The sequence below is a fragment of the Bradyrhizobium sp. SZCCHNR1098 genome (assembly GCF_032489375.1).
Classification (GTDB): Bacteria; Pseudomonadota; Alphaproteobacteria; order Rhizobiales; family Xanthobacteraceae; genus Bradyrhizobium.
On record NZ_JAUEXY010000003.1, the window covers coordinates 469622 to 496556 of the forward strand.

Below are 26935 nucleotides of genomic sequence, written 5' to 3' on the forward strand. Positions count from 1 at the left end.
TTGCTCACCCTACGGCCGCGCGCCCGCAGCGACGACATGTGGAAGATGGACGCTTGGTCTTTCCTCCGTCATTGCGAGCGAAGCGACGCAATCCAGAATCTTTCCGCAGAGACAGTCTGGATTGCTTCGCTGCGCTCGCAATGACGCGGCAAGAGCACGTTACGCTGCCAACCACGCGACCTGCGGGACCGAACTACACGATCAGCCGGCCGTGCCGCTCCGCGATTCCGATCACCGCCTCGGTCCCGGCATTGAAGTCGAGATGGTCGGCCTCGATGCCGTCGGAGAAGATGACGCCGTTCTCGGGCATCAGCGAGCGCAGCCGCAAGGTCTCCGCGCCCACGAGGCCGCCGCAGACCAGCGAGGTCTGTGAGGTCTTGCTCGGGAACGGCTCGCGCACGGCGAAACGCAAGCTTCGGGCGTCCCAGGGCAGGGGGGTGTAGTCGCCGCCCGTCGTGCGGCCACCGAAGCTGCCGGCGATGGCGAGCGCGCCGGTGACGATGCTCTTGAACCAGGCGGTCGAGCCGAGCCCCGTTGCCACGATCAGACCGCTGGAGGACTGCCGCTCATGGCTGTCGCGCGTCGCGATCTCGTAACGGGCCGAGACATGGGTGCGCGCGCCGATGAAGAGGTCGTTGACGGCGTGCAGCACCTGGCCGTCGGCGAGGCTTGCGCGTGCCATGGTCACCGCCTTGGCGGCGCGCTTGTCGGCGGCGACCTCGGGCAGCAGGCTCGCGAGGTTCTCCGGCGCGAACGGCAGCAGCACGCCGTCATGCCGGGCCGCGTCCGGGTTGAGGCCGAGCAACGGCTGGCCGTCGAGATATTTCATCGTGTTGGCGACGAGGCCGTCCGGGCCGAGCGCCGCGACGATGTCGGCCGGGCCGAACAGGAAGTTCGGCAGGAAGCTGCGGTCGACGATCTGGTAGCGGCCCCAGCGTTCCAGCGTCTGGACGCTGGTCAAGCGCGCGGCCTGGTAGGCCGCGTGCTCGCGCTCATAGTCGGAGAAGTCGGCGCCGAGATGCTCGACATAGAAGCGGGCCTGGTCCGCGGTGAGGAACCTTGCGATCAGCTCCTCGAGCCGCGTCCTTCGCGTGACCAGCACCACCTTGCGGTCATTGCCGGACACGGGCAGCCTCCGCGGGTTTCTGCATCAGGCTGTTCAGCAGCTCGGGCGAGACGTTGAGCTGCCCGATCTTCTCGGCCTTCTCGGCGAGACCCGAAAACGCCTGTGCGATCAACTGGCCCGGCTGCATGCCGGTGGCGGCCAGCGCCTGGATCACGCGGGTGTCGACGCCCTCGAAGATCTTCATCAGCGCGCCGACGCGATAGGCCTCGGCATCGGCCAAGGTGCGGGTATTGGCCGCGTTCAGCGCCACGAAATCCTTGCGCCTCGCCTCCAGCCCGATGTCGGCGACCATGCCGGCCTCGCGCAGCTCGTTCTTCTTCGCCGCGACGCTGGCCTCCGCGTCCATCTGCGTCTCGCGGATCGAGCGCTTCTTCTGTTCGACCGCAATCTCGGTATCGAGTTCGCTCTCGCGGATCGCCCGCTCGCGCTCCACGGCAAAGTTGCGCCGCGCGAAGATCGCTTCATCGGCGGTCTTCAGAATCGCCTCGCGCGCTTCGGCCTCGAGCGCCTTGGCGGTCTCCGGCGTCGGCTTCACCGCGCGCACGGCGACGCCGAGGATCTCCAGCCCCAGCGCATCGATGTCGGCGCGGCTCTTCAGTCCCTCCGCAATCGCCTCGGCAATGCGGTCGGAGGCGCGCAGTGCCTCCTTCAGGGTCATGTCCTTGACCGCCTGCTGTGCCAGCACCTCGACCGCGCCGAGCACGCGCTGCGGCAGCTCCTCCGGGTCGTCCGACTCGTACGTCTTGCCGTCGCGCTTGAGGGTGAAGTTCAGCATCGCCGCTGCCTTCCTCGGCTCACCGATGCGGTAGGTGACCTGGCCCTGGATCGTCAGCGTCTGAAAGTCGCGGGCGATCTGCTGGAAGATGAAGGCGGCGTCGCGGCTGCCGATGGGGATCGCGACCAGCGAGGTCGCGGGCCCGTAATAGAAGGTGGAGAGCCCGGCGCCTTCCTCGACCACGGCGCCGGCGCGGTATTTGAGGAGGTAGGTGGTGGGTTGGGCCTTGATGAAGCGAATGCCGAACATGGCGGCCTCCTGACGTCTGATGGCATAAGTGTGTTACGCCAACTAAGTAAGTTGGACAGTACAACTAAGCGTGCTAGTGTCAAGGGGCAAAATTCGGCAAGGCGGTCAAGGGGGGCGGCATGGCGGGACGGCAAGAACCAGGCGGCGGCGCGGGCGAGATCGGGCGAGGCGGGGCCGGGCTTAATTTCCCGCGCCCGTTGACAACGGTCGACGTCGTCATCTTCACGATCCGCCTGGAGGCGCTGCACGTGCTGCTGGTGCGCCGCGGTCACGGCGAGGGTGAGCCGTTCCCGGACGCTTTCGCGCTGCCGGGCGGCTTCGTCGATGTCGACACGGATCGCGATCTCGAAGCCTGCGCCCGGCGCAAGCTCGTGGAGAAGACCGGCGTCGTCAGCCCGTATCTGGAGCAACTCGGCAGCTGGGGCAGCGCGAACCGCGATCCCCGCGGCTGGTCGGCGACCCACGCGTATTTTGCGCTGGTCCCGGCGTCAGCGGCGGAGACGGCGCTCGCCGCGGACGCGCAATGGTTTCCGCTCGACGGGACCGGCGTGAAGCCGAAGCTCGCTTTCGATCATGCGGAGATCCTGCGCGCTGCGGTGCAACGACTGCGCAACAAGGTCGAGTACACCTCGCTGCCGGCCTATCTGATGCCCGAGGAATTCACCTTGCCCGAACTGCAGCGGACCTACGAGGTCGTGCTGGATCGTGCGCTGGAAAAGAGCGCGTTCCGGACCCGCATGCTGTCGGCCGACCTCATCGAACCGATCGCCAAGATGCGCAAGGGGCCGAACCGGCCGGCGCAGCTCTACCGCCTGAAAAAGACGGCTGCGCCGGTGTATTTCGCGCGGACGTTCAATGCGCCGGAGTGACGCCGCCGGTTTCTCCACGTAGCCCGCATGAGCGCTGCGATAGACCGCAGGCACAAAGGTGAGACCGCCGGATCATGCCGAGAAGTCGACCACCAGCGACTTGCTGGACGAGCTCGACGAGCTGGTGCCGCTGGCGCTGTAGGACGAGGTCTTGCTGCTGTTCGAGCTCTGCAACGCCTCGAGCAGCTTCTTCAACAGCTCCTCGACCTGGGACGAAGACGACGAGGAGGAGCTGCTCGACGTGGTGTCGCTGCTGGCATCGTCGCTCGGGGCCGGCGGCGGACCGCCGGCGCCGCCGCCGGAGAACGCATTGGCGAATACGTTCTTCAATTCGGTCGCCTGGTCGGAGGTGAGCTTGCCGCTGTCGACCTCGCTCTGGATGAGATCGTCAATCTTCGACTGCATCTCCTCGGGCGAGGGCGGCGTGCTGGAGGTCGACGACGAGGACGAGCTGTTGCCGCCGCTCTTCAATGCGGAGTCGATGTCGTCGAGCGCCGACGACAAGGCGGTCTGGTCGGTCGAGCTGACCTTGCCGGCCGAGACTTCCTTGGTGAGCTCCTGCTTGAGCAGGTCGAGCGGCGAAAAGCCGCTCATTGAGGAGGCAGAGATCGACGTCATGGTGTGCTCCGGGTAAGACATCAAACCTGTCTCCAGCTGTGGTTGTAACGCTTAACGGCTCCTTGTTCCCTGTGTCCGGATGTGTCTGGACTCCCGTCGCACACAAAACGAAGCAAGAAAGTCGGCGCGTGCCCCGGGTGATTGCGGGCGCATTCCCATGGGAGCTACCGGTTCGGTGAGCGTCGCGAATCCGGGTGACATCCTGTGCCGGGCAAGGCCGCATGCCGCCAGCGCAGTGCTCCGGGGCACGAAATGGTGTATCCGCGGGTGACAGGCGGTGCCTCGCAGAGCAAATCCGCCACAAGGAATAAATCTCCCGGAGGAACTCCATGTCGGCCCTGCCGCTTTCTGGCATCAAGATTCTCGATCTGACGCGCGTGCTCGCCGGACCTCTGTCCGCACAGATGCTGGCCGATCTCGGCGCCGAGGTGATCAAGATCGAGCGGCCTGGCACGGGAGACGACGCGCGCGCCTTCGGCCCGCCCTACCTCAAGGACCCCGAGGGCAAGGCCAACAATAACAACTCCTTCTACATCTGCGCCAACCGCAACAAGAAGTCCGTCACGGTCAACATCGCCTCGCCGGAGGGGCAGGAGATCATCCGCGCGCTCGCCAAGGACTGCGACGTCTTCATGGAGAACTACAAGGTCGGCGATCTCAAGCGCTATGGCCTCGACTATGAGGCGATCCGCGCCGTCAATCCGGACGTCATTTATTGCTCCGTCACCGGCTTCGGCCAGACCGGGCCGTATGCCCCGCGCGCCGGCTACGACGCGATCTTCCAGGCCATGGGCGGGCTGATGAGCGTCACCGGCCACATGGACGGCGAGCCGGGGGCGGGGCCGATGAAGGTCGGCCCCTCGATCGTCGATTACATGACCGGCATGAATACCTCGATCGGCATCCTCTCGGCGCTCTATCATCGCGACGTCAATGGCGGTGGTGGCCAGCACATCGACGTCTGCCTGTTCGACACCGTGATCGCCTCGCTGTCGCACTACGCCCAGATCTTCCTGGTCAACGGCAAGTCGCCGCCGCGCCGCGGCACCTGGGGCAATGGCGGCATGCCGGCCGGCGTGTTCCGCTGCACCGACGGCGAATTGATGCTGGTGGTCGGCAACGACGCGCAATTCGCGCGCACCTGCGCCGTGTTAGGGGCGCCGGAGCTCGCCACCGATCCGAAATTCGTCAAGAACAACGACCGCGTCGTTAATGGCAAGGAGATTATGGCGATCTTTGCCGGCCTGTTCCTGAAGAACTCGGTGGCGCATTGGCTGGAAGATCTGGAGAAGGCCGGCGTACCCTGTGGCCCCGTCAACGATTTTGCCCACGTCTTCGCCGATCCGCATGTGCGCTCGCGCGGCATGGAGGTGAAGGTCGGGCACCCGTTCGAGCCGCAGCTGTCGCTGATCCGCAACGCACTGACCTTCTCGGGCACGCCGATCAGCGAGTATCGCGCGCCGCCGCTGCTCGGTGAGCACACGACGGACGTTCTGGCGCAGCTCGGCTACGACGAGACGAAGATCGCGGTGTTGAAGCAGCAGGGCGTGGTGTAGCCGCGTAGCCGGCATGAGCGAAAGCGACATGCGGGATCGCCACTACCGCCGGTGAGGACCCCGGATGTCGCTGCGCTCATCCGGGCCGCAGTTTGAAGCAGAGGACGTGGTGTAGCGTACGATCAGTGGGCGTGGCGGTGATGCCGGTGCCGCTTCGCCTTCCACGGAGAATAAGAGTGCGGCGCTTCGAACAACGGGGCCCGCGGCGGCGCGCCCAGCTGCTGCCGCGATTCCTGCAGGCGGCGCTGATAGCCCGGCGAGTTCATGATGCTGGCGGCGGCGCCACGGGCCAGCACCGGCTCGCTGGCGGTCACCATCGCGAGCGCCGTGGCGGCGACGGCCATGATCAATCGCAGGCGCTGCGTCATCAGGCGAGCTTCCTTCTCATCCAGCGGAGCACGAGGTCTAGCGCGCCTCGCGCGCTGCGACCTTGGCCTGTGACTTTGCCGCCGGCACGCGCGTCGTCAAGCCGAGCACGGCACCGCGCACCACCCGCGCGATCACATCCTCGACATCGTCGAGGTCGCATCGGCCGTCGGAGAGCTTGGTCAGCCGCTCGCTCTCGCGGATGGTGTGATGCGCCATGGCGAGCGCAAAATGCAGGCCCCAGAACAGGTCGACCTCGGAGCTCTCCGGCAAAGCGCGCTTCATCGCCGCGGCGAACTTCCGCAGATGGTCGATTTCCTTGTTCTTGATGCGGCGGATTGGCGGCACCGATTCGATCGAGGCGCGGATCATGAATTGCGCCACCGCCGAACGCTGGTTCTCCGGCCCCAGGCAGCCGCGCAGGATCGGGCCGACCAGCGCGCGCAGGATGTCGCTGATGTCGGCGCGGCCGCCGCCCGCATCCTCCGCTGCGCGCAATTCGCGCAGCCGCTCGCGGTTGAGCGCGATCGAGCGGGTCACGAACAGTTCGGCGATCAGCTCGTCCTTGGAGCCGAAATGATAGTTCACCGCGGCGAGGTTGACGTTCGCCTCCGCCACGATGTCGCGCAAGGTCACGTCGGAGAAGCCGCGCTCGGCATAGAGCCGCTCGGCGGCGATCAGGATCGCAGTCCGGGTCTGGTCGGTCGCCATGCTGGTCCTCCCGAACGACGAAGCGGGGTGGGCAGTTGCGTTTCAAACAATTGTATGAAACTATTGTTTGAGACGGCCGGAATGTCAATCGCGGTGCTTCCGCGGGACGAGATTTCGGCGCTGCAGCGACGGTTCGCGCGGTCGTGTCGCGCAAGATCACACTTGCACGGACGCATCCGGCGGGCCGACACTGCGAGCAAAACAATCTCGAGGAAACCCTGAGGAGAGTCCCATGGACTTCACGATGTCGGCGAAGCAGCAGGAATGGCTGGAGCGCGTGCGCAGCTTCATGACCAAGCATGTCCGCCCGGCGGTGCCGATCTACAAGCAGCAGGACGCCGAGGGCGATCGCTGGAAGGTGATCCCGATCCTGGAGGACCTCAAGGCCAAGGCCAAGGCCGAAGGCCTGTGGAACATGTTCATGCCGCCGTCGGAGCACGAGGACGACGAGTTCCGTGGTGCGGGCCTGACCAATCTCGAATATGCGCTGCTGTCCGAGGAGATGGGCCGCATCTCCTGGGCCTCGGAGGTGTTCAACTGCTCGGCGCCGGACACCGGCAACATGGAGGTGTTCATCCGCTACGGCTCCAAGGAGCAGAAGCGCAAATGGCTGCGCCCGCTGATGGACGGCGAGATCCGCTCGGCCTTCCTGATGACGGAGCCCGCGGTGGCCTCGTCCGATGCCACCAACATCGAAACCCGCATTACGCGTGACGGCGATCATTACGTCATCAACGGCCGCAAATGGTGGTCGTCGGGCGTCGGCGATCCCCGCTGCAAGATCGCGATCCTGATGGGCAAGACCGATCCGTCGGCCGCCAAGCATCAGCAGCAGTCGCAGATCCTGGTGCCGCTCGACACCCCCGGCATCAAGGTCGAGAAGATGCTGCCGGTGTTCGGCTTCGACGACGCGCCGCACGGCCACGCCCAGGTGCTGCTCGAGAACGTCCGGGTGCCCAAAGAGAACATCCTGCTCGGCGAGGGCCGCGGCTTCGAGATTGCGCAAGGGAGGCTCGGTCCGGGCCGCATCCATCACTGCATGCGCACCATCGGCAAGGCCGAGGAGTCGCTGGAGAAGATGGTGCGCCGGCTGATGACGCGCCAGGCCTTCGGCAAGAAGATCATCGAGCATTCGGTGTGGGAGCAGCGCATCGGCGAGGCCCGCACCAACATCGAGATGACGCGCCTGCTGTGTCTCAAGGCCGCCGACATGATGGACAAGGTCGGCAACAAGACCGCGCAGGGCGAGATCGCGATGATCAAGGTCGCTGCCCCCAACATGGCGCTGAAGATCATCGACGACGCCATCCAGGCGTTCGGCGGCGCCGGCGTGTCAGATGATGCGGGTCTCGCCAAGGACTACGCCAACATCCGCACGCTCCGTCTTGCCGACGGCCCCGACGAGGTGCACAACCGCGCCATCGCCCGGCTCGAGATGAAGAAATACGCCAACGAGCCCCGGCACTGACGTGATCTTGTAGGGTGGGCAAAGCGTCGGCCCGGGCGCGAAAGCGCGCGGGCAGGCGCGTGCCCACCATTCCAGTCTCCGAGAAAAGCGGTGGGCACGCTTCGCTTTGCCCACCCTACGAATTCTAATGCCGAGCGGTGACGCACCACTTGCGTCATTCCGGGGCGACGCGCAGCGTCGAACCCGGAATCCAGAGATGGGTCCGCCAAGATAAAGATTCCGGGTTCAGCCCTGCGGGCTGCCCCGGAATGACGAACACGTGAGAAGGGAGCCTCGTCGTGGCTGACGGCGTCAAGAAGGACGAAGAATTCTCCGGCACCAAGCCGGTCGAGGAGCGGCATCGCTTCGACGAGGCCAAGCTCGCGGCGTGGATGGCCGAGCATGTCGAGGGCTATGCCGGCCCGCTCACCGTCGAGCAGTTCAAGGGCGGCCAGTCCAATCCGACCTATCGGCTGAACACGCCGGCGCGCTCCTACGTGCTCAGGCGCAAGCCGTTCGGCAAGCTCTTGCCGTCAGCGCACGCGGTCGATCGCGAATTCCGCGTCATCGCCGCGCTCGGCAAGCAGGGCTTTCCCGTCGCCAAGGCCTACGCGCTGTGCAACGACGACAGCGTCATTGGAGCTGCCTTCTACATCATGTCGATGGAGGAGGGCCGGGTGTTCTGGGATCCGACCCTGCCGCATGTCGCAGCGCCTGAGCGGCGCGCGATCTTCACCAGCAAGATCGAGACGCTGGCGAAGTTGCACACCTACGATCCCGCCGCAATCGGCCTCGCCGACTTCGGCAAGCCCGGCAATTACTTTGCGCGTCAGGTCGACCGCTGGACCAAGCAGTATCGTGCGTCCGAGACCGAGCATCTGCCGGAAATGGAGAAGCTGATCGAGTGGCTGCCGCGCACCTTGCCGGCGCAGCAGCGCGTCTCGATCGTGCATGGCGACTACCGGCTCGACAACATGATCTTCCACGCGACCGAGCCGCGCGTCATCGCGGTGCTCGACTGGGAGCTGTCGACGCTCGGGGATCCCATGGCGGACTTCACCTATCTGCTGATGCAGTGGATCATGCCGGGCCTCGACGGCGTCGACCTCAAGGCCAAGAACATCCCGACCATGGAGGAGGCGGCCGCGATCTATTGCGGCGTCACCGGCGTGAAGCTGCCGGACCTCAACTGGTACTTCGCCTACAACCTGTTCCGGCTCGCCGGCATTTTGCAGGGGATCATCGGCCGCATCCGCGACGGCACCGCTGCCAACGACAAGGCGATCGAGTCGGTCAAGCGCATGGTGCCGATGACCAAGCAGGCCTGGGCCTATGCACAGAAGGCGGGGGCAGCGTAAGGCGCGGGCGGTTCGGCAGCCCGCATGAGCGCAGCGACATGCGGGCCAGCACTCCTGCCGGTGAAGACTCCGGATGTCGCTTCCGCCTTCGCCCGTTGGGCTTCGGCGGACGAACCGCTCATCCAGGCTACACAGCGACCACCCACCAGCTTCGGGCTCAGCGGCCGCCGCCGCCACCACCGCCCCCGCCGCCGCCTCCGGCCGCGGTCATGGCGCTGCTGTAGCGCGGGTCGGTCTGCTTCATGTAGGTCGGCGAGGTGTCGGAGGTGCGGTGCCGCGAGGGCTGCGGCAGCAGCTCATAGGTTCCGCAGGAGCCCCAAGAGCTCAGCTCGCAAGGCGGCAAATTGAGCTGACGTGCATGGGCGCCGGTCGCCCCCGCGCCGGCCGCAATGGCCCCGATCGTGGTGAGCAGCCGCAGTTTCGACATCCTCGACATCTGATCCATCCTTCGGTTTTGCGAAGCCGAAATGGTCCGCTTGCGAGGTTCGACGGCGCCTCGGAGCAGCCGGTTCGAAGATGCGACCGGAAAAAACGCGGCTAGCGGCGACCTCCTCGCTTGAACCCGAACGCCGCTCACGGCGACGTTGCGCTTTCCGTAGCCCCCATGAGCGCGAGCGACATGCGGGGACACACGAGCTGCACGCGAGACCCCGGGTGTCGCTTGCGCTCATCCGGGCTACGCCTTCGTACCCGCGACGATGGCGCCGACCGCCGCGCGACCATGATGTGACGCGCCTTGCTGCTTGGCGTGCAACGCCCATATCCACGTGAAGGAGAGCCGTCATGATCCATCAGCTTCGCATCTACGAAATCTTCGAGCACAACAAGGCGGCGTTTCATGCCCGTTTTCGCGATCACGCCGCCCGCATCATGCGCATGCGCCATGGCTTCCAGATCGTCGCGATGTGGGAGAGCCGGTTCGGCGAGCGGACCGAGTTCGTCTACGTTCTGGAATGGCCGGACGAGGCCACCAAGATAGCGGGGTGGGCAGCCTTCATGGCGGATGCGGAATGGTCCGAGATCAAGCGCATCACCCATGCCGAGCATGGTCTGATGGTCGGCCAGATTGAGGATCGCCTGCTGACGTCGGTCGACTACTCGCCGGCTGTCCGGCGAAGCCTGTTGCCGCCGGATCGATGATCCCAGGTAGGCGCCGGCGGTGCCCGCCGGGCAACTCGGATGCGCGACGTCAGGGCGGAGCGATGATGAGTGCGATCCGACGATGTGAAAGGGCTGCGCCTACAAAGAAAGTTTGTGTGGTTCTTCAGCGCGATGAGCGCCGTCGTCGGCCCATGCTTAAATTTTTCACTTTCGCTTTTTCGGAATTTGTGATTTGATTGCCGCTATCCCGCCTCAACGAGAGGGGCGTTGCGCGCGATCGTCACGACACGCGAGGCGGGGAGGCGGTGGCCGCGGAGATGCCGCAGCGTAGTTTGCTACGCGGACGAACGGCAGTTCGCGGACGTGAAGTCGCAGCGTGCTGGCACCCCGATGCTGGTGCTACGTTCGCGACGGCGCTTGCGCGCCGCGCGGGCAATGGTGGCCAACAAGCCCGGCGCACCAGGCAGACTGCGTATAAGCGTGAAGACCATCGCGCAGGGAAGGCCGGGCGTTATCCGGCTGCACCTGTGGTACCTGCCGCCTGCATTTTTTCTCGCAGGCGGGCCGCAGGCGTCAGCCGACGCCTGGCCTTCCCTGCGCCCTCGATGCGAGAGGGCGGTGAAATTCGGGATCACTCGGGCGCGAAGGCGTCGCGGGAAGAATTTTGCATGATTGCACGCGGTCATCATGATTGAACTCCGTCGCTGCGCTCGCAATGACGGCTGCAGAAAGGAACGTCGCCTGACGGACAGCCGGCAGCCACGTTGCTCGCGCGATTCCGCGGCATGGGTTCCCGCGTTCGCGGGAACGACAGCGGAGTGTGTTGCGCGCAGCTGTGCTGAACGGGCCGCAGTAGCGCGGCAACAACAGCTGTCGTCCCGGCGGACGCCGGGACCCATACCGCGTGATCTGGCGAGGGACGTCGCTGTCAGTTGCGGGCTTCATTCCGGCCAGGGGATATGGGTCCCGGCGTTCTCCGGGAGGACACCGGTGTTTGGCGCGGCAACCCGGCTAAATCGGTTTCCCCGCATACGGCATCGACGCCGTGAGGCCGCCATCGACCGGAAACGCCTGGCCGTTGACATACGACGCCTCGTCGCTGGCAAGGAACAGGGCCATGGCGGCGATCTCGTGCGGCTGGCCGGCGCGCTTCAGCGGATTGAGCTGGCCGATCTTGCCTTCGGTGCCGCGCTCCTTGGCGCCGTCGAAGATCGGCTTGGTCATGCCGGTCTCGATCAGGCCGGGACAGACCGCATTGATGCGCACGCCGGTGCCGGACAGCGAATAGGCGGTGGTCTGCACCAGGCTGATGACGCCGGCCTTGCTTGCGGCATAGGGATGGCCCGAGGCGCCCGACTTCAGGCCCGCAACGGAGGCCGTGCAGACGATGGCGCCGCGCTGCTGCCGCACCATGTGCGGCATCGCGTGTTTGACCGCGAGGAACGGGCCGATCAGGTTGATGCGCAGGATCTCCTGCCAGTGCTCGACGGTCTGCTCGGCGATCGGGATCAAGCCGCCGGAGATTCCGGCATTGGCCCAGATGACGTCGAGCTTGCCGTAGGTCGCAACGGCGCGATCGATGAAGCCGCTGACGTCGGCCTCGGAGCCGGCGTCGGCCATCACGGCGTCCGCGATGCCGCCCTGCTGCTTGACGAGCTCGACGGTCTCCTTGACGCCTTCGCTGCGGTCGACCGCGATCAGCCGCGCGCCTTCCCTGGTGAACATCAGCGATGCGGCGCGGCCGATGCCGCTGCCGGCGCCGGTGATGATGACGGATTTGCCTTCGAGGCGGCCCATGTTTCCTCCTGCTTCAATTGTAATCAGTTGCGTGCCGCGCAACGGAATTCAAACGCCGTTTCAAACGTGCTGAGATCGCCAAGCGGCTTGAGACGATCTAGGCCTTCACGTACAGCGAGAGACGAGCGGAGGGAAGGGTTTGAGCGATGTCGGCTGATGGAACGAAACCTTCTGTCGTCACCACGCGCTGGTGGTGGGTGCGTCACGCGCCGGTGCGCAGCGACGGCGGCAACATCTATGGCCAGTCCGACATCGCCTGCGATACCTCCGATCGCGAGGTGTTCGAGGCGGTCGCGAAAATCCTGCCGCGCAGCGCGGTGTGGTATGCGAGCAGTCTGATGCGCACGCATCAGACTGCGGAGGCGATCTGGGCCGCCGGATTCCCGCGTCCCGCAGCGATGATCAGGGAGACCGCTTTTGCCGAGCAGCATCTCGGGCAATGGCAGGGCATGAACCGCGCCGCGTTCCTGGCGAGCCGGCCGGCGGGCAGCCACTGGTTCGCCGACATCGATGAGCCGGCGCCGGGCGGCGAGAGCTACATGGATCTGTACACCCGCGTGACAGCGGCGATTGCGCGCATCACGGTTTCGGAAGCCGGCCGCGACGTCATCGCCGTCGGCCATGGCGGCACCATCAAGGCGGCTGTTGGCCTGGCGCTCGGCGGCCTGGTCGAGAAGGGGCTGGCCTTCGACATCGACAATTGCTCGGTGACCCGGCTCGACCACATCGTGGCCGGCGAGACCAGCACATGGCGCCTGCCAATGGTCAATCAGCAGCCGTGGATCGCGGATGCAAGGCACAAGGCGATGCATCAGCCGGCCGGGCCGGAGCTGACGACGAGCAAGCTGGCGTGAGGCGTCCCGTAGCCCGGATGAGCGCAGCGACATGCGGGTTCACCGGGACAGCACGTGAGACCCCGGATGTCGCTGCGCTCATCCGGGCTACGGGACTTACAATGAGCCGTCGGAGCCGACGACATTCCAACAAGCCAAGGAGGACTCCCAATGACCCTGTTCGACATGACCGGCAAGGTCGCTGTCATCACCGGATCGACCCGTGGCATCGGGCTCGCCATTGCCGAACGCATGGCCGAGCACGGCGCCAAGGTGGTGATCTCTTCGCGCAAGGCGGATGTCTGCGATGCTGTCGCCAAGGAGCTCAATGAGCGATTTGGAGCGGGTACCGCGGCCGCGGTCGCCGCCAACATCTCCAGCAAGGAGAACCTGCAGAACCTCGTCGACGAGGCCAACCGCATCTACGGCAAGATCGACGTGCTGGTCTGCAACGCCGCGTCGAACCCGTATTACGGGCCGCTGGCCGGCATCTCCGACGATCAGTTCCGGAAGATTCTCGACAACAACATCGTGGCCAACAACTGGCTGATCAGCATGGTCGTGCCGCAGATGATCGCGCGCAAGGACGGCTCGATCATCATCGTCTCCTCGATCGGCGGCCTGAAGGGCTCGACCATCCTCGGTGCCTACGCGATCTCCAAGGCCGCCGACATGCAGCTCGCGCGCAACCTCGCCTGCGAATACGGCCCGCACAATGTGCGCGTGAACTGCATCGCGCCCGGCCTGATCAAAACCGACTTTGCCAAAGCGCTGTGGGACAATCCGGAGAACCTGAAGGCCTCGACCGCCCGCTCGCCGCTGCTCCGCATCGGCATCCCCGACGAAATCGCCGGCGCCGCCGTCTTCCTGGGCTCCGCCGCGGGCAACTTCATGACCGGCCAGACCATGGTGATCGACGGCGGCGCGACGATCAGTTGAGGGGGACATACGGGTGTGGTGCGCGATGATGCCGCCACACTCGCAACTGTCGTCCCGGCGAACGCCGGGACCCATAACCACCGGCCGCCATGAGGCAGGCAACTGGCAGTGATGACCTTCGAAAGATCACGCGGTATGGGTCCGGACGTTCGCCGGGGCGACAGCATTTGCTGGGCGCCGCCCTCACTCCACCGCCGCGTACACCACGTCGCGCACCAGCGTGCGCAGATAGTCCCGCTGTCCGGGGGCCTGGGCCATGAACACGCAGAACAGCTCCTCCTTCGGATCGATCCAGAAGAACGTGCCGGCGATGCCGCTCCAGAAGAAGGTGCCGGGCGAGCCGGGGAAGGGCGCGATGCCGGCCTCGCGGCGCACCGCGAAGCCGAGGCCGAAGCCGTGACCGGGCGACAGCAGCGTGCCCTGCGTCTTCACATGTGGACCGAGATGGTCGGAGGCCATCAGCTCCAGCGTCTTGCGGCCGACCAGCCGGGTGCCGTCGAGGCTGCCCTTGCCGAGCAGCATCGCGCAGAACCGGGCGTAGTCCATGGTGGTCGCGACCAGGCCGCCGCCGCCGGATTCCATCAGCGGCTGTTCGGTCATCTTGAACAGGTTGACGGCCTCGCCGGTCCACGGGTCCTTGGCGAACGGCTCGGCCAGCCGGCCAGCATTCGCCTCGGCGGTGGAGAAGCCGGTCTCCTTCATGCAGAGCGGCTCGAGGATGCGCTCGGAGAGGAAGGGGCCGAGCGTCTGGCCCGAGACGACCTCGATGATGCGTCCGAGGATGTCGGTCGAGCGGCTGTAGTTGAACTCGGCGCCCGGCTGGCAGATCAGCGGCAGGCCGGCGACGATCGTCGCGTGCTCGGCATTGGTGATCTTGCGGCTGCGCACCCGCGATTGCTGGTAGAGCCGGTGCACCGGCCCGGTGCCGGTGTGCTCATACGCCAGGCCCGAGGTGTGGCGCAGCAGGTCCTGGACCGTCATCGGCTGGGCGATCGGCACCAGCTCCAGCTTGCCGCCGGTCTCGACGCCCACTTTCTGCTCGCCGAATTCCGGGATGAACTTGGCGACCGGGTCGGACAGCAGCAGCTCGCCGTCCTCGACCAGCATCATGATCCCGAGCGAGACGATCGGCTTGGTCATCGAGAAGATGCGGAAGATCGAATCCGGCCGCATCGGCGTGTCGGCGTCGGGCGCTTGCCGGCCGATGGCGTCGAACCAGCCGATCCGGCCGCGGCGGCCGACCAGCAGGGTGGCGCCGGGGATGGTTCCCTTGTCGGCCTCGCGCTTGAACGCATCCGAAGCTCGCTGCAGCCCCGCCTGGGACAGGCCCAGCGCCTCGGGGCGGTCATCCGGCAGCGGCGGCGTCAGCGAGCGGAGCGCGGAAAGGTGCGCGCTGGATGCGGCAGTCGGCGGGGTCATGGGCTCTCCCTGAAGTCCTGTTGTCGGTTTGCATCAAGTCTGGCGCGGAAGTTGTGGTCTGACCAGTCGATTTGCCCCATTGCACCCTTGCATTCGGGGGGAGGTCTATGCTTCAAAGCGCGCGAACCGGCGACACTGTCCCGGCTCGCTAGGAGTGTAGCTCAATTGGTAGAGCACCGGTCTCCAAAACCGGGGGTTGGGAGTTCGAGCCTCTCCACTCCTGCCAGCTAAGTGCTTGAAATCCTTAAATTCTGGGCTATTTGTTTGATAAACCGGTGCACAAAACCGGTGTACATCGATCATGAGCCTCAGAAAGACCTACGTGGCCAAGCGCGCTGATTCCACGAAAGCCCAATTTCGCATGCGGGTACCGACCCGGGTCTTGGACCGGGTCCGGGGACGGCGCGTCATCCTGCCGCTCGGCGACCTCACGGTCACCACGACCTTGAGTAATGTCGTCAGTTTCTCGCTCCGGACGGACGACCAGAAGCTGACCCAGCGCCGCGAGCGGGCCGCGCGGGAGGCTCTCCAGAACATTTTTGATGCCGCCGAGCAGGGGCCGCAGCGTCTCGATCATCGGCAACTCGTCGCGCTCTCGGGCGACGTTTACCGGCTGTATGTCGAAATCTACGAGCGGGATCCCGGCACGACCTTCCAATGGGCCGCTCACAAGGCATTTCATCGTGCCGCGATGGAAGGGCGAATCAATGCGTTTCCGGTGGTCCCCGGCCAGGTCGATCGAGGCGAGATCGCCCAGGCCGCAGCCGCCTTTGGTGACGATCTCACCGCGGGGGTGAACGCTCTGCCGCCCGGCGAGCCGCACGAGGCGCTGGAAGCGCGCTTTGGCCTGCTCGCGGATTGGGTGCTCGCTGAACGTGGCCTTGAGCTGGATCCTGAAACTCGCCGGCAGTTCATGGTTCAGGTCGGGTCTGCGTCCATCGACGCCGGCTGGCGCCTGAAACGCGCTGCGGCAGGCGATTACACCCCCGATCCCAAAGCTCAACGCTTTCCTCCCTTCGAAGCTGGGAGTGCCACTGTGACTCTCCAATCGTTGCTTGACGGATGGTGGACGGAGGCAGTCGCCGTTGGCCGCAAGCGATCAACCCATGAGGCCTACTTGGGCACGATCCAGACATTGGCGACATTCCTGAAGCATGACGATGCTTGCCGGATCACCGAGGCCGACATTCTGAGGTTCAAGGCACACCGGCTCACGGAAGTGAGTCCGAAGACGGTGAGGGACAAGGACTTGGCCGGACTCAAGAGCCTGTTTAGATGGGGTGTATCCAATCGCAAGTTGATGTCCAACCCGGCTGAGAATGTCACGGTGCTCCGCGGCAAGCGGCGTCGCTCACGATCACCACCCGGTCGTTCAACTATCGTCCTGAAGGAAATGAGCGCACAAACTCGGTGGCAGCCAAGCGGTGGTTGCCATGGCTCTGCGCCTACACCGGTGCCAGGATCGGCGAGTTGGCGCAGCTTCGGAAGCAGGACGTATTCCAAGAAGCGGGAGCGTGGTGTCTGCGGATCACGCCAGAAGCCGGAACGGTAAAGACCGATCAGGCCCGCGTCGTCCCGATTCACCGACATCTGGTAGAGCAGGGCTTTCTACGGTTCGTGACCGAGCGCGGCGATGGTCCTCTTTTCGCGGACAAGACGCGCAACGATGGCATGCCCGTCGGCGCAGAAAGCTTGGTTAACCGCCTGAGGGACTGGATCCGCGAGATCGTGCCTGATCTAAATGTCGCTCCCAACCATGCCTGGCGACACCGCGTAAAGACGCAGTTCCGCGATCTTCGTATCGAGCAGCGGGTCGCAGACGTCATTCAAGGTTGGTCGGAGGAAGATGCGAACAACGCCGGCAGCAGCTACGGCGAGGTCAGCCTGAAGGCGAAGATCGACGCCATAGCTGCCATTCCATGCTACGAACTCCAGCGGGTCACCACATCTGGGACTCATCTGCTCGGACACGACACTACATCCGCCAGAATCAATGCCGACGAGTCTCAGCGGTCTAACCTGTCGTGATTGACGACGGCTCTACAATGGGGTGCGGAACTTTGGGCGGCGCGTTTTACCAGAGTTCTTGCGCCGCTCACTTGCTCTTGGATGAAGATGGGCGGGGTTTCCCCTTCGTCTTACGTTCAACTCTACGATTTTGTATCAACAGTCTCAGTCGTTCCTGCGGGGAAAGACCTCCATCTTCCTCGGATGACCCTGACTGAGATCTCAGCAGGGCCAACGAGATGTTTAAGTGCGTTTGTGGCTGAGCTTGGCGCCGGCACAGCTGTCTCATAGCCTCTATATCGGCCAAGGTTGTGTACTGCTTGTTCGCGATCATCTCGTAAGCTAACCGGCCGCGCGATATTTCTCGTCGCAGGCTTGCCAGCTTTATCGATCCGTCCGGAAAAGCGAGCCGAGCGGCGACAGTCAACCGTAGGGGAGTGTTGCGACCAACGCTGCTCGCGTCGGGTAGATGTAGCTCTTTTTTCGACATTGTTGTTCCTCTCGTAGGCTCCACGGTGAAACCACCGATGCTTTTCAGATCGCGGCGATGGTCGGTTCCGTCGCTAGTCTACGAGAGATTGGGTCGCCTGCCTATTTGCATTGATGCAAATCCGAAGCAGACGGTCCGAATTGGACCGTCCTCGGCGTCACGTGTATTCAGTCTCACGGTCGTGAGCACGCCAGTTCATCGACTCATCGATGCGTCGCTGTACCAGGGTCGCCAGCGCTTCCGGATTGTGCGAACCGCCGTTGATGTGGATCGCGACATTTCCGGGGACCGAGCGGGCATCCCCTCCGCCGGCTCCAGAAGTCGTTGTTGGAGGTACGTTCTTCACCGAATCTGCCGGAGCAGGAACCTTGTCTAACCAAGGCTTCTTTCCGGTCCATTCGAAGTGCATGGGATCGCGGTAGCGCCGCGACCAATCGCCTCCCCACGACAGGCCGTACTTAGCAGCCATGTCGCGAACGTTCGCCGGCATGTCAGTGCCGCCGTACTGCGGGTTAGCTGCCGGGTTGATATCGATCGCATTGCCGTAGGCATGCTGAGACCAACCGGATGCGCCCTTCTTCTTGCGCGGGCTGTATCCTCCTAGCGACTTGATCTTGTAGCCCGAGGATTCGAGGTCATCGACAAATCCTTTGAAGGACTCGGCCGCAGCGGCGTTGACCGTGAACCTCTTGCCGGTGGCAGTGACGATTGAAACTTGGTTTTCGCCAATACCGCCATACTGACCGTGCATGAAGTTGGCTGCACCCTTAATCCCGAGCTTCTCAGCCAAGCCGGCCGAAGCGCCGGGCGCAATGTTGGAGCTACCAGACTGGCCTTCAGCCATCTGGCTCATGAATTTGCCCACACCGCCGACCCAATGCTTATTCAGTCCATTCGGATCGTTCGCGGCTCCAATCGGCGCGTAGATATGGCCCATACGACCGAGATCGCCACCAGCCCTGGACCAGTTTCTGGCGACAATCGATGCCGTCTTCTCAATACCGGCTTCGAGGCTACCAAACCGCATCTTGCCGGCCGACGTCATGAGACCACCGGGGTTGTTCCATTTCAGGTTCTTACCCTGACCAGTCTCATGGGCCATGATGCCCGCCAAAAGCGCGGGACTGATGCCGTTCGCCTTCGCTGCGAATACGACCTGATCGTACTTGTCTGCCATCGCAGTGCCGGCGAACACCCGGGCGAATGCCGACCTGTTTAGGCCGTTTGCCATGCTGCCACCCGTTCCGGAGAACGAAGGCACTCGATCGCGGCGGATTTTGCCGCCAGACCCAACACCAAAATTCGGCAGGATGTTGCCGGGCGTGCTCTTAAACAGAGCAGTGGGGCCGGCGCCAACAAGTGCCGGCTGGATTGGAACGGCCGATACACCCGAACTACCTGAGAGGAGCGAAGAACGCTCCACGATGGCACCATACTTTGTAAGCTGATCCTTCAACTCATCGACGGCAGAGGGCGTTCTGCGGCGGCCGGAAAAATCGGTCGGTGTACCATTGTTGTCCTTGCCCTGTTCTTTCCTAAGGCGCTTCTCTCTTTCCTTTTTGAACTCCTCTTGCAGCGCCTTGAAATCTTCGGGGCTGTTGTTCGACCTGCCATCGCCGTAGAGCAGCATGCCGAGCCAGCCGGTCAATGGGGCGGCTACACGTCCGGCCACCTTTGGGGCTGCTTTCTTGATGAACTCCTTACCAGGAACCAAGCTGGCGATCCATTCGACCCACTTGCCGATGCGCCATAGGAACGCGGTAACGGCTCCGAGCACAGTAACGAGCGGCGCGAGGAAGCGAAGCACCAACGTGAAGCCGAGTAGTTCGGTCGCGAACTTCGCCATGGCCTTTGTGTCCCCGACGTTGACGCCGGAAATCTTCGCGATGCTGGTAAAAGCGTCTTTCATGACGGACCAGACGGCCTTGATGCCTTCGGCAATGCCCTGGCCTATCTCGCTGTACTTCTTAGCATCGCCTGCCGACGCACCGCCGAACGCATCATCAAGCAGTTGTGTCCATGAACCGTATCCGAGTCCGGTCCGGATGCCAGCAACGAAGCTCCGGACGTTCTCGGTCAGGCGGCTGTAGTCGAATGCATTGCTGAAATCGCGGAACCAGTCGCTGATTTCTTCGAACGCATCGGTGAAGCCGCTCCCGATGTGCTCGAATGCCAGCGCGAAGCTCTGAACGATGCTGTTCCATCGACCTTGGAGCGAGTTGGTTTTGAATTTCGACGCTTCAGCGATCTTGTATGTCTTTTGTTCAACGGCTTTCCGGGTTGAGATGATCTGATCGACGGCGTTCCCGATCTGTAAGATTTCATCGTCCCAAGACTCGCCTCCAAGTAGCCGAGCAACATGGGTTCTCTTCTGGTCAGAAAGCGACTTCATGCGCTTGAACATGTCGATTAGAAGATTCATGGGATCGTCCGCGGCACGTCGCGACATTGCAGACTTGCTGCCAAGCCCGAGGAGTCTCGCTGCTTGATCAAGATCCTTCGCCTTCTGCCCTCGCGCTGTGCTACCGCCGACCAAGGTCGAAATCAGGTTGCTGATCGCATTGCCGGCCTTACTAGGTTGCACGCCGCTGGAAACGGCGACGGAGAGCAGCGTTGCAAGGTCACGTTCGTTGAGCTTGCTCATCGAAAGCGCAGCATTGCCCTTTTTGAAGCCCTGGACAATTTCATCAGGATCGGCGGCCGTTTCTGCGGCGGCTACGCCGATCGCGTTCATCATGGCGAGAACGCGCCTCGGATCGACGTTCCTGACATCTCCGCCGAAGATGGTGGCCACCTTGCCGCTGAGCTTGATCAGCTGATTGACGTCCAACTCAAGCGCAGACGTCGCCTCTAGCGCGCCCTGCGTGATCTGGCGAGCAGCGCCCCTGCCGAATCCCGCTTTCAACGACTCGGTGAAGCTGTCGATGATCTTGCTGGCGGACTCGCCGAACTTGATCGAAGACTTGTTGATCCAGTCCCTTCGCTCGCTCTTGATCTCATCGCGGCTAAGGTCACCGAAGATCGAGGCCTTCACCTCGCTCAGATCAGATTGCATGCGGCGCTTGAGTGCCGCTCCGATGCCGCCGGCTGTGGCTACGCCACCGATCGCGAGTTGACGCGCAGTCGGTCCGGGAATGCGGCCAACACCACCATATCCAAATCGGCCGCCACCACGTCCGGCCGATCGTTCGGCCCTGCGCTCTGCAGCAGCGCGACGCTCGACCTGACGCAGATAGCCGGCTTCCATCCGCTCAAGTGACTGAAACATGCGGCGCGTATCGCTGACACGCTGGTCCGCCGCCTTGCGCCAGTCGTCAGACATGGAGCGGGCGGCGGACTTTCCGGTGTTCGTGAGGCCTCGCATTTGTTGCGCCGCTGCCTGCGCTGCTCGGTTAAAGGCGTCCATTGGCGACAAGCCGGCGCGTCCCACGCCGGAAAGCTGATTGTTGATCCGCTTGGCGATGTGTTCGAACTGCTTAAAGTCCGCGATCACTCGCTTGAGGACCGGAGACATTTCGTTGACGGCCGTCAGGCGGGCGTGAAGGTCCAGGTTTTCTGCCATATGTTTTTCTTGCTTGTGTTGCGCCCAGGTAGTTGGGCGATAAGGGGCCTTTGGAGAGGTCGCCACCGAAAACGGATCGAAACGGGCCGCCCGCTTTTTCGGGTGTGACAGGTAGCGGGGCGTAAATCGTCTTTTCGAAAATCGATCGACCTTGCCATCGAAAATGCCGGCGGCATGTCGTCACAAAAAACTCTGCTCAGCCCCCGTCGTTTCCAGTGCTGGGAAACGGGTTGGACACGTGAGTGGCATTGGTGGCGAAGGCGGCGGATCACATCATCCGAGCGACGCAGGATGCAAAACCCGGTGGGTACGAAACGAAGAAAGTTGCGGAGGCAGACCGACGACTGACACGGCACCGAGGCGAGGGTCAGCCACCATGCCGAGACCGCGTATCACCCGGTTAGCAGGCAGGAACAGCGCACGGGCCGGCCTAATCATAATCACGGACACCCCCGGACCGACGCGAGCCACTGGATCACGGCGCGGCCTGCCAGTCGCGGCGCAGCGCATGGCAAGCCCTCCCCCCTATCGAAGGAGCGCAGTGGTGCTGCCGAGCAGCACCAACCCTGCTAGGCGTCGCACCGGCCGAGAGCTGAGGAAAGCAGCCGGACGGTTGCCGGAGCCGCCCGATATGGCCGAAGGCTGGTTCAAATAGGGTATATGCCAAGGGCACTAGCCCAATGGGCCTTTAAATAAATTATTGAACCAGTCTAACGGAACTGATATTAGGGAACCAGTCTAACGAAACTGATGGGGTCTTCAATGTTCGTTCGCACCTACCTTCGCGCCAGCACTCAAGATCAGGATGCCAACCGAGCGGAAGACGATCTGAAGAACTTCGCCAAAGATCGCGGGCTCAAGATCGCTGCGTGGTATCGCGAGAACGAGTCCGGCACGAAGCTCGACCGACCGGAACTGTTCAAGCTTCTCTCTGACGCTCAGGAAGGCGACGTGCTTCTGATTGAGCAAGTGGATCGGCTGAGCCGACTGGACGAGTCCGATTGGAAGAAACTCCGGGCCATGATCGATGCCAAGGGCGTTCGCATAGTCGCTCTTGATCTGCCGACTTCGCACCAATTCATAGGCGGCGACGCGGACAGCTTCACTGGCCGGGTCCTAGCGGCTGTGAACGGCATGGTGCTCGATATTCTGGCCGCGACTGCGCGGAAAGATTACGAAGACAGACGCCGTCGCCAGGCGCAAGGGATCGCCAAGGCCAAGACGGAAGGGAAGTTTAAGGGACGCCCTGAGAACGTCGACAGGAATGCTGGTATTGAGGGTATGCTCAAATCCGGCATGTCTTGGAGCGACATCGAAGCTGCTGCGGGATGCGGCCGGGCTACAATCGCTAAGATCTCTAGGCGAATGAAGGATCAGGCAGCCACTTGAGAACCCTGCTAGATCAGCGGAACGCAGCGCAGGCGCCACCACTACGGAAGGTCCCGGCCGGACACGTTCTGCCGGGGATCACGGGATAGGCGCGCGGCGTGCCCCGGTGCAGCGCCACGCAGAAGGCACCTAGACCTACCTATCCGGTAGGGCAGCTACCAGTTCGCGGGATGCGGTCTCGGCCATCGTGAGTCGGCGTCGGGTACGGCCCCGCCGTTGCCGTGCCTATCAACATGGCGAGGGAGAGCATTGCCGCAATCGGTTTCATCTTTCCTCCGGTGTCACCGGGCGGATGGGGCGGAGGCGCAGCGACGACAGCCCCCGCGCTTGAGAGTCGCGAGTGTCCTCAATCACCTACGCCTCCAGAGAACGACGGTCCCCGGAGACCGCCGTCAGTTCAGCTTGCTCGTCAGGTAGCCGCCTCCGCTTCGATCTCTGCCAGCTTCGTCAATGCTGCATCTAGCGCGGCTTGCTCTGCGGCGGTGTCCCTGACACGGTTCAGCGCCCCGCGAGCGGCCTCAACTTCCTGCTGTGCCGCTGCAAGGGACCGACGCCGGTCAAAGTCCTCAATAGCCTGAGCCCGCAGCTTCCGAACATCGGACGGCACGTTTTGAACCACGTCAGCGACGGCGTGAACTGATCGTGATCTGCGGAATGTGTGTTTCGTCATCTTACTTTCCTAAGCGGCGGGCTGCCGCAACTTCGTCCATGTGTTTCCGAGTGACGCTACCGGCGGCATAGCGCTCGCGAACCGCGTTCCAATCATCCGGCAGTGTGGCCTTACGGCGCGTAGTTGCAACTTCCCGGCGCATTGCCTCGGTTAAAGTCAGATTGCCGGGCGGTGTGGCTTCGGGCTCTGCATCAAGGGGTGGGAAAGCCGTTGGTATGGCTGCTCGCAGCGCACTGACGTAGTTGGAAGGTGAGAGCACGCCTTTGCCAGGAAGGCTGATGTAGCCCTGTTCAGTCATGCTGCCGCCGGCCAAATCGATGGCCGATTGCATCACCGCGTCGGCAGTGACCGCGAAGCCAAGCTTGCGTGCCTCGACGACGATCAGTTTTTCCAGGTCGGTCATCGTGCGGCCTCTCGCTTCAAACGGTCGATCAAGGCGCGGCGCATCCACGAACTGCGGTTCGGTGCTGAGGGGTCGTCTTGGGACGCTGCTTTGTCAATTTCCTCCAAGAGGATCCTTGGAACCAGAAGGCTAATGTTCGCCATCGGCGAGGTGATGAGATCGGCGGCATCAAACTTGGTATGCGCCATAAGTGGTCTCCATGAAAAAGCCCGCGCGGCTTCCCGGCGGGCTAGGGTAATCAATCTGCAAACGAAAACGGCCACCTCAATGGGTGGCCGGCATCATGCGATATTCTGCTATCGTGCCCTAATCTGTACCAGATATACGCGATTTGTCAAGGCCAGCGCAAATGGCCGGCCATCGAGACGCTAAAATCAAATGGCCTTTTATGGGGTAGGCAATCGGGCAGGCGGCAGGCTGTAATGATGGTTGAGTGCAGTCCCCGGATCGAGTCTCAACCAGGGTTGACCGTAGTCGCGGGGCAGAGCCCGCCGGAGGGGCGCGACTACTCGCGCCACGCTCTCACTCTCATCAGCATGTCCGCCACGGCCCAGCCCGGGCCCTGGAGCGGGCTTAAGACTTGGCAAGCGGGCTAGTAGCGCTTTCCCACAGGCTGCCAGCCCGCAGGGCTCGCAACGACCCGCTACGGGGCTCGCTAGTTAGTCACCGTCTTTAAGGTCAAACCCATACATCGTCGGCGAGTTCGGGATCGCTGATCTCGCTTTCTGGCTGATCCTCCGCCCGATCGTCAGTACCGTCCTGCTGCCCTCTCGCCGGCTGGCAAAAGCGCTCGCACTGCGGATGATCTTCCTCACAGGTACAGTTGCCGGTAGTACAGGGAGCTCCGGCGAAATCATCATGAGGGACAAAAACCCTTCCACTCACGCAATCGGCGAACGAATGGACAGGGCCGGCCTCGTGGATGTTCATGAACATGAGCACGAAGCTGACTCTTCCGAATGCCTCGCTGAACGCCTTCCAATCATGGCTCGTTGCCGTACGGTCGACTCTGTCCTGGTAAAATAGCCGGCTTAAATAGTTAAACTGTTCCTTTTTCGACAGGCGATTGGACATCGATAGGTTCTCAGGATCCTCCAACTCAGCCGGCGCCGTCACGTCAGTGACGGTCCCCCCTTGAGGGGGCGGAGGGGGAGAGGTTGGACGTTTGTGTTTGGCATTCGGTTGGGCATTGCCTTGGACATTAGGCCTCTGCCTGAGAGGTGCACCTCCCTCTCCCTGAGAGGCGCTTGCCTCTGAGAGAGAGGCACATTCCTCTGACAGAGAGGCATTGGTGCCATCCTTCGACAGAGAGGCATCCTCTACCCGAGAGGTGTTACGGCGTACATTTCCTGCCTTCCAACGCGCTCGCTCAGCTCCGAGCGCGTCCAGGACCGATTCGACCTTCACCATGTTCGGTGTGTACCGATTGTTTCCGCTAGATCGGTCGATGTTCATCAAGCCGCTTTTTCTGATGACGCGATTGGTCTCGTAGATGAGCGACGAACTGAAGCCGTATACGGACATGAGGTATCGCTCCGGCGGGAAGGCGTATCCTTCATCCGGATTGAAATGGTCGGCGATCACGCCAGCAACCTTCTTCTGTGCGCTTGTGAAGTCCCTACTGAAATCGATCGCACGACGAACGCGGCTGATGTTGATCGGTATTTCGCGATTGCTTTTTTTTGATTGGTTCGGCATATTGCTTGTTGTTCGATCTTGGTGGGTTGGACAAAAGGTAGAACGGTTTTTGAAGCCCATGGCGCGGCCAACGCCATGGGCTTTCTAGTTAGTGGTCGCTTGGGGTGGTCTGTAGCCGTTGCAGACGCTCCTCTATGGCCTGCCTCACGAACTCCGACCTGCCCTGACGTAGTTTCAGGCGCGCCTCATCGAGCGCCCCCAGTTGGTGCGTTGACAACCTCAAGCCGATGTAGGGTCGTGCCGTGTCGGGATCATAAAAGAGATGGCTCATTGTTACTCCAAAACGAAAAACGCCCAGGCGGGATTGCCCAGGCGCGGACGGGGTGACGAAAAAGCCCCACTTCTGACGGGGCTTTCCTCTGCGAATGTATAACGATATAACGCTCCGGTAGCACAAACCGGGAACATTGTCAAATGTTTGCCTGCCCCGGCCGTATCAGCGATGGACGTCCAGCTCCTCAGAGCAGCCGAGCATTCCCGCCTTGATACTTGCGCGGTCGAGGGACCATGCACAACCCAACACTCGAACCACATGCAGCGCCGAGGGACTCATTTTGGCAAATCGGCAAACAGATCGACGAGTCCTGCGCGATGCAGATCGATCATGTCCGGGGAGGTCTTCGCTGACAGTGACGCCCGGTCCTTTCGACCAAGGAGTCAGACGAGCGACTAACCAGGGTGAACACACCAAAGCGATCTCCGTCCACCATTCAGTGGGCGAGGTCGGCTTCAATCGGAATCATGTAACGGCAAAGAAGACTTCAAATGTTTATCCCCCCGAAACCTGGCGAAAAGCCCGCGCCGAAGTGGAAAGACCCGATCTGCCTGACGGAGTTCGCGAAGCTCCAGCTCCCGCCGCGCAAGATGCTGCTGCATCCCATCCTGCCGGAGAAGGGGCTGGCGATACTTTTTGCTGGACGAGGAATCGGCAAGACACACGTCGCGCTCGGCATCGCTCATGCCGTGAGCTGCGGAGGAACGTTCCTGAGATGGGAGGCGTAGAAGCCCCAATCGGTTCTGTACGTTGATGGAGAAATGCCACAGCAGGCTCTCCAAGAGCGCATCAAGGCGCTGCAGGCGGGGAGCATCAAGTGCCCCGAACCAGACGCTTTCAGGTTCCTGTGCATGGATGCGCAGGAGCTTGGCCAGACCATCAACCTGGCAGACGGCAAGCATCAAAGGAAGCTGAACGGCTTCCTAAAGGATGTCTCGTTCCTCGTGCTCGACAACATGTCGACGCTGATGAATGGAGGGCCCGAGAATGATGCTGAGTCTTGGGACTCAATGCAGGCTTGGCTACTGCAACTGCGGCGCCGCGGATTGACGGTCTTGATCGTCCATCATGCTAGTCGAGGCGGCAACGCCAGAGGGACATCGAAGCGCGAGGACGTGTGGATACAGTCATTCAGCTCAGGCATCCGAGCGACTACAGTCCGGCTGATGGCGCCAGGTTCGAAGTGCATCTGACCAAGGCTTGAGCTGCTGCCGGTTTGATGGACACCGAGATTGGGTGTTTCATGAAGCCGGAGGTGGGCGATGAAGAGACGGAAGT

At 62.9% G+C, this 26935-nt stretch carries 24 protein-coding genes, 1 tRNA gene and 1 pseudogene; 12 read left to right on the forward strand and 14 right to left on the reverse strand.

Going from position 1 to position 26935, the window contains the following annotated elements; translation table 11 throughout:
- Window positions 1–193: 193 nt before the first annotated feature.
- Window positions 194–1126, reverse strand: a complete 933-nt coding sequence (locus QX135_RS10240; protein WP_315771138.1) for a sugar kinase — start codon at window positions 1124–1126, stop codon at window positions 194–196.
- Window positions 1113–2150, reverse strand: coding sequence for an SPFH domain-containing protein (locus QX135_RS10245; protein WP_316176426.1), 1038 nt, complete (start codon window positions 2148–2150; stop codon window positions 1113–1115). The genes QX135_RS10240 and QX135_RS10245 overlap by 14 nt, the downstream gene beginning before the upstream one ends.
- A 119-nt stretch (window positions 2151–2269) precedes the next feature.
- On the opposite strand from QX135_RS10245, the gene QX135_RS10250 reads away from it, so the two are divergent.
- Window positions 2270–3019, forward strand: a complete 750-nt coding sequence (locus tag QX135_RS10250; RefSeq protein WP_315737568.1) for an NUDIX hydrolase — start codon at window positions 2270–2272, stop codon at window positions 3017–3019.
- A 72-nt stretch (window positions 3020–3091) separates the two neighbouring features.
- Here the strand turns inward: QX135_RS10250 and QX135_RS10255 are convergent, their stop codons facing one another.
- Entirely contained in the window at window positions 3092–3637 is a 546-nt protein-coding gene (locus QX135_RS10255) for a hypothetical protein (RefSeq protein WP_316176425.1), read from the reverse strand.
- Between the two features lie 329 nt (window positions 3638–3966).
- Between QX135_RS10255 and QX135_RS10260 the strand changes: the two genes are divergently transcribed.
- Window positions 3967–5193: a CaiB/BaiF CoA-transferase family protein gene (locus tag QX135_RS10260; protein WP_316176424.1), complete on the forward strand. Its 1227-nt coding sequence runs from the start codon at window positions 3967–3969 to the stop codon at window positions 5191–5193.
- A 122-nt stretch (window positions 5194–5315) separates the two neighbouring features.
- On the opposite strand, the gene QX135_RS10265 is transcribed toward QX135_RS10260, so the two are convergent.
- Both QX135_RS10265 and QX135_RS10270 read right to left on the reverse strand, forming a co-directional pair.
- A complete protein-coding gene (locus tag QX135_RS10265) occupies window positions 5316–5561 on the reverse strand; it encodes a hypothetical protein (protein WP_315737571.1) in 246 nt (81 codons plus the stop codon).
- A gap of 37 nt (window positions 5562–5598) precedes the next feature.
- On the reverse strand, window positions 5599–6270 hold the full coding sequence (locus QX135_RS10270; RefSeq protein ID WP_315754162.1) for a TetR/AcrR family transcriptional regulator: 672 nt from the start codon (window positions 6268–6270) through the stop codon (window positions 5599–5601).
- Window positions 6271–6502: 232 nt separating this feature from the next.
- On the opposite strand from QX135_RS10270, the gene QX135_RS10275 reads away from it, so the two are divergent.
- Window positions 6503–7738: an acyl-CoA dehydrogenase family protein gene (locus QX135_RS10275; protein ID WP_315737573.1), complete on the forward strand. Its 1236-nt coding sequence runs from the start codon at window positions 6503–6505 to the stop codon at window positions 7736–7738.
- A gap of 278 nt (window positions 7739–8016) precedes the next feature.
- Window positions 8017–9075, forward strand: coding sequence for a phosphotransferase family protein (locus QX135_RS10280; protein WP_316176423.1), 1059 nt, complete (start codon window positions 8017–8019; stop codon window positions 9073–9075).
- Between the two features lie 157 nt (window positions 9076–9232).
- On the opposite strand, the gene QX135_RS10285 is transcribed toward QX135_RS10280, so the two are convergent.
- Window positions 9233–9511: a hypothetical protein gene (locus QX135_RS10285; protein WP_315780803.1), complete on the reverse strand. Its 279-nt coding sequence runs from the start codon at window positions 9509–9511 to the stop codon at window positions 9233–9235.
- A gap of 347 nt (window positions 9512–9858) precedes the next feature.
- Between QX135_RS10285 and QX135_RS10290 the strand changes: the two genes are divergently transcribed.
- Window positions 9859–10215 (forward strand): NIPSNAP family protein, encoded by a 357-nt coding sequence (locus QX135_RS10290; RefSeq protein ID WP_315780804.1) that lies wholly within the window; start codon window positions 9859–9861, stop codon window positions 10213–10215.
- 972 nt (window positions 10216–11187) lie between these two features.
- On the opposite strand, the gene QX135_RS10295 is transcribed toward QX135_RS10290, so the two are convergent.
- Window positions 11188–11973: an SDR family oxidoreductase gene (locus tag QX135_RS10295; RefSeq protein WP_316182695.1), complete on the reverse strand. Its 786-nt coding sequence runs from the start codon at window positions 11971–11973 to the stop codon at window positions 11188–11190.
- A 146-nt stretch (window positions 11974–12119) separates the two neighbouring features.
- Between QX135_RS10295 and QX135_RS10300 the strand changes: the two genes are divergently transcribed.
- Together QX135_RS10300 and QX135_RS10305 are read left to right on the forward strand one after the other, a co-directional pair.
- Window positions 12120–12827: a histidine phosphatase family protein gene (locus tag QX135_RS10300; RefSeq protein ID WP_315737580.1), complete on the forward strand. Its 708-nt coding sequence runs from the start codon at window positions 12120–12122 to the stop codon at window positions 12825–12827.
- Between the two features lie 150 nt (window positions 12828–12977).
- Window positions 12978–13745 carry an SDR family oxidoreductase gene (locus QX135_RS10305; protein WP_316182692.1) on the forward strand — a complete coding sequence of 256 codons (768 nt, stop codon included), beginning with the start codon at window positions 12978–12980 and terminating at the stop codon, window positions 13743–13745.
- A 183-nt stretch (window positions 13746–13928) separates the two neighbouring features.
- On the opposite strand, the gene QX135_RS10310 is transcribed toward QX135_RS10305, so the two are convergent.
- Entirely contained in the window at window positions 13929–15164 is a 1236-nt protein-coding gene (locus tag QX135_RS10310; RefSeq protein WP_316182691.1) for a serine hydrolase domain-containing protein, read from the reverse strand.
- Between the two features lie 150 nt (window positions 15165–15314).
- Between QX135_RS10310 and QX135_RS10315 the strand changes: the two genes are divergently transcribed.
- The 3 genes from QX135_RS10315 to QX135_RS10325 all read left to right on the forward strand — a co-directional run bounded on the left by QX135_RS10315 (window position 15315) and on the right by QX135_RS10325 (window position 17192).
- A tRNA-Trp gene (locus tag QX135_RS10315) sits at window positions 15315–15390 on the forward strand.
- A gap of 75 nt (window positions 15391–15465) precedes the next feature.
- The gene (locus tag QX135_RS10320) at window positions 15466–16716 is read left to right on the forward strand and encodes a phage integrase N-terminal SAM-like domain-containing protein (RefSeq protein ID WP_316182690.1); all 1251 of its coding nucleotides are present in this window, start codon (window positions 15466–15468) and stop codon (window positions 16714–16716) included.
- On the forward strand, window positions 16635–17192 hold the full coding sequence (locus tag QX135_RS10325) for a hypothetical protein (protein ID WP_316182688.1): 558 nt from the start codon (window positions 16635–16637) through the stop codon (window positions 17190–17192). Before QX135_RS10320 ends, QX135_RS10325 begins: the two co-directional genes overlap by 82 nt.
- Window positions 17193–17818: 626 nt before the next feature.
- Here the strand turns inward: QX135_RS10325 and QX135_RS10330 are convergent.
- Window positions 17819–21223 (reverse strand): phage tail tape measure protein, encoded by a 3405-nt coding sequence (locus QX135_RS10330; RefSeq protein WP_316234060.1) that lies wholly within the window; start codon window positions 21221–21223, stop codon window positions 17819–17821.
- A 762-nt stretch (window positions 21224–21985) separates the two neighbouring features.
- Here QX135_RS10330 and QX135_RS10335 point away from each other — a divergent pair.
- The gene (locus tag QX135_RS10335; RefSeq protein WP_316182699.1) at window positions 21986–22612 is read left to right on the forward strand and encodes a recombinase family protein; all 627 of its coding nucleotides are present in this window, start codon (window positions 21986–21988) and stop codon (window positions 22610–22612) included.
- A 409-nt stretch (window positions 22613–23021) separates the two neighbouring features.
- Here QX135_RS10335 and QX135_RS10340 read toward each other — a convergent pair whose 3' ends face one another.
- The 5 genes from QX135_RS10340 to QX135_RS32435 form a co-directional block, all read right to left on the reverse strand.
- Window positions 23022–23282 (reverse strand): hypothetical protein, encoded by a 261-nt coding sequence (locus tag QX135_RS10340; protein WP_316182700.1) that lies wholly within the window; start codon window positions 23280–23282, stop codon window positions 23022–23024.
- Between the two features lies 1 nt (window position 23283).
- Window positions 23284–23685, reverse strand: a complete 402-nt coding sequence (locus QX135_RS10345) for a hypothetical protein (RefSeq protein ID WP_316182702.1) — start codon at window positions 23683–23685, stop codon at window positions 23284–23286.
- Window positions 23682–23873, reverse strand: coding sequence for a hypothetical protein (locus QX135_RS10350; RefSeq protein WP_316182704.1), 192 nt, complete (start codon window positions 23871–23873; stop codon window positions 23682–23684). Before QX135_RS10350 ends, QX135_RS10345 begins: the two co-directional genes overlap by 4 nt.
- Before the next feature lie 490 nt (window positions 23874–24363).
- Entirely contained in the window at window positions 24364–25443 is a 1080-nt protein-coding gene (locus QX135_RS10355; protein ID WP_316234061.1) for a hypothetical protein, read from the reverse strand.
- A gap of 28 nt (window positions 25444–25471) precedes the next feature.
- On the reverse strand, window positions 25472–25654 hold the full coding sequence (locus tag QX135_RS32435) for a ribbon-helix-helix protein, CopG family (RefSeq protein WP_410053221.1): 183 nt from the start codon (window positions 25652–25654) through the stop codon (window positions 25472–25474).
- A 593-nt stretch (window positions 25655–26247) separates the two neighbouring features.
- Here QX135_RS32435 and QX135_RS32440 point away from each other — a divergent pair.
- Window positions 26248–26850: pseudogene (locus QX135_RS32440) on the forward strand (AAA family ATPase).
- The last annotated feature ends 85 nt before the right edge of the window (window positions 26851–26935 follow it).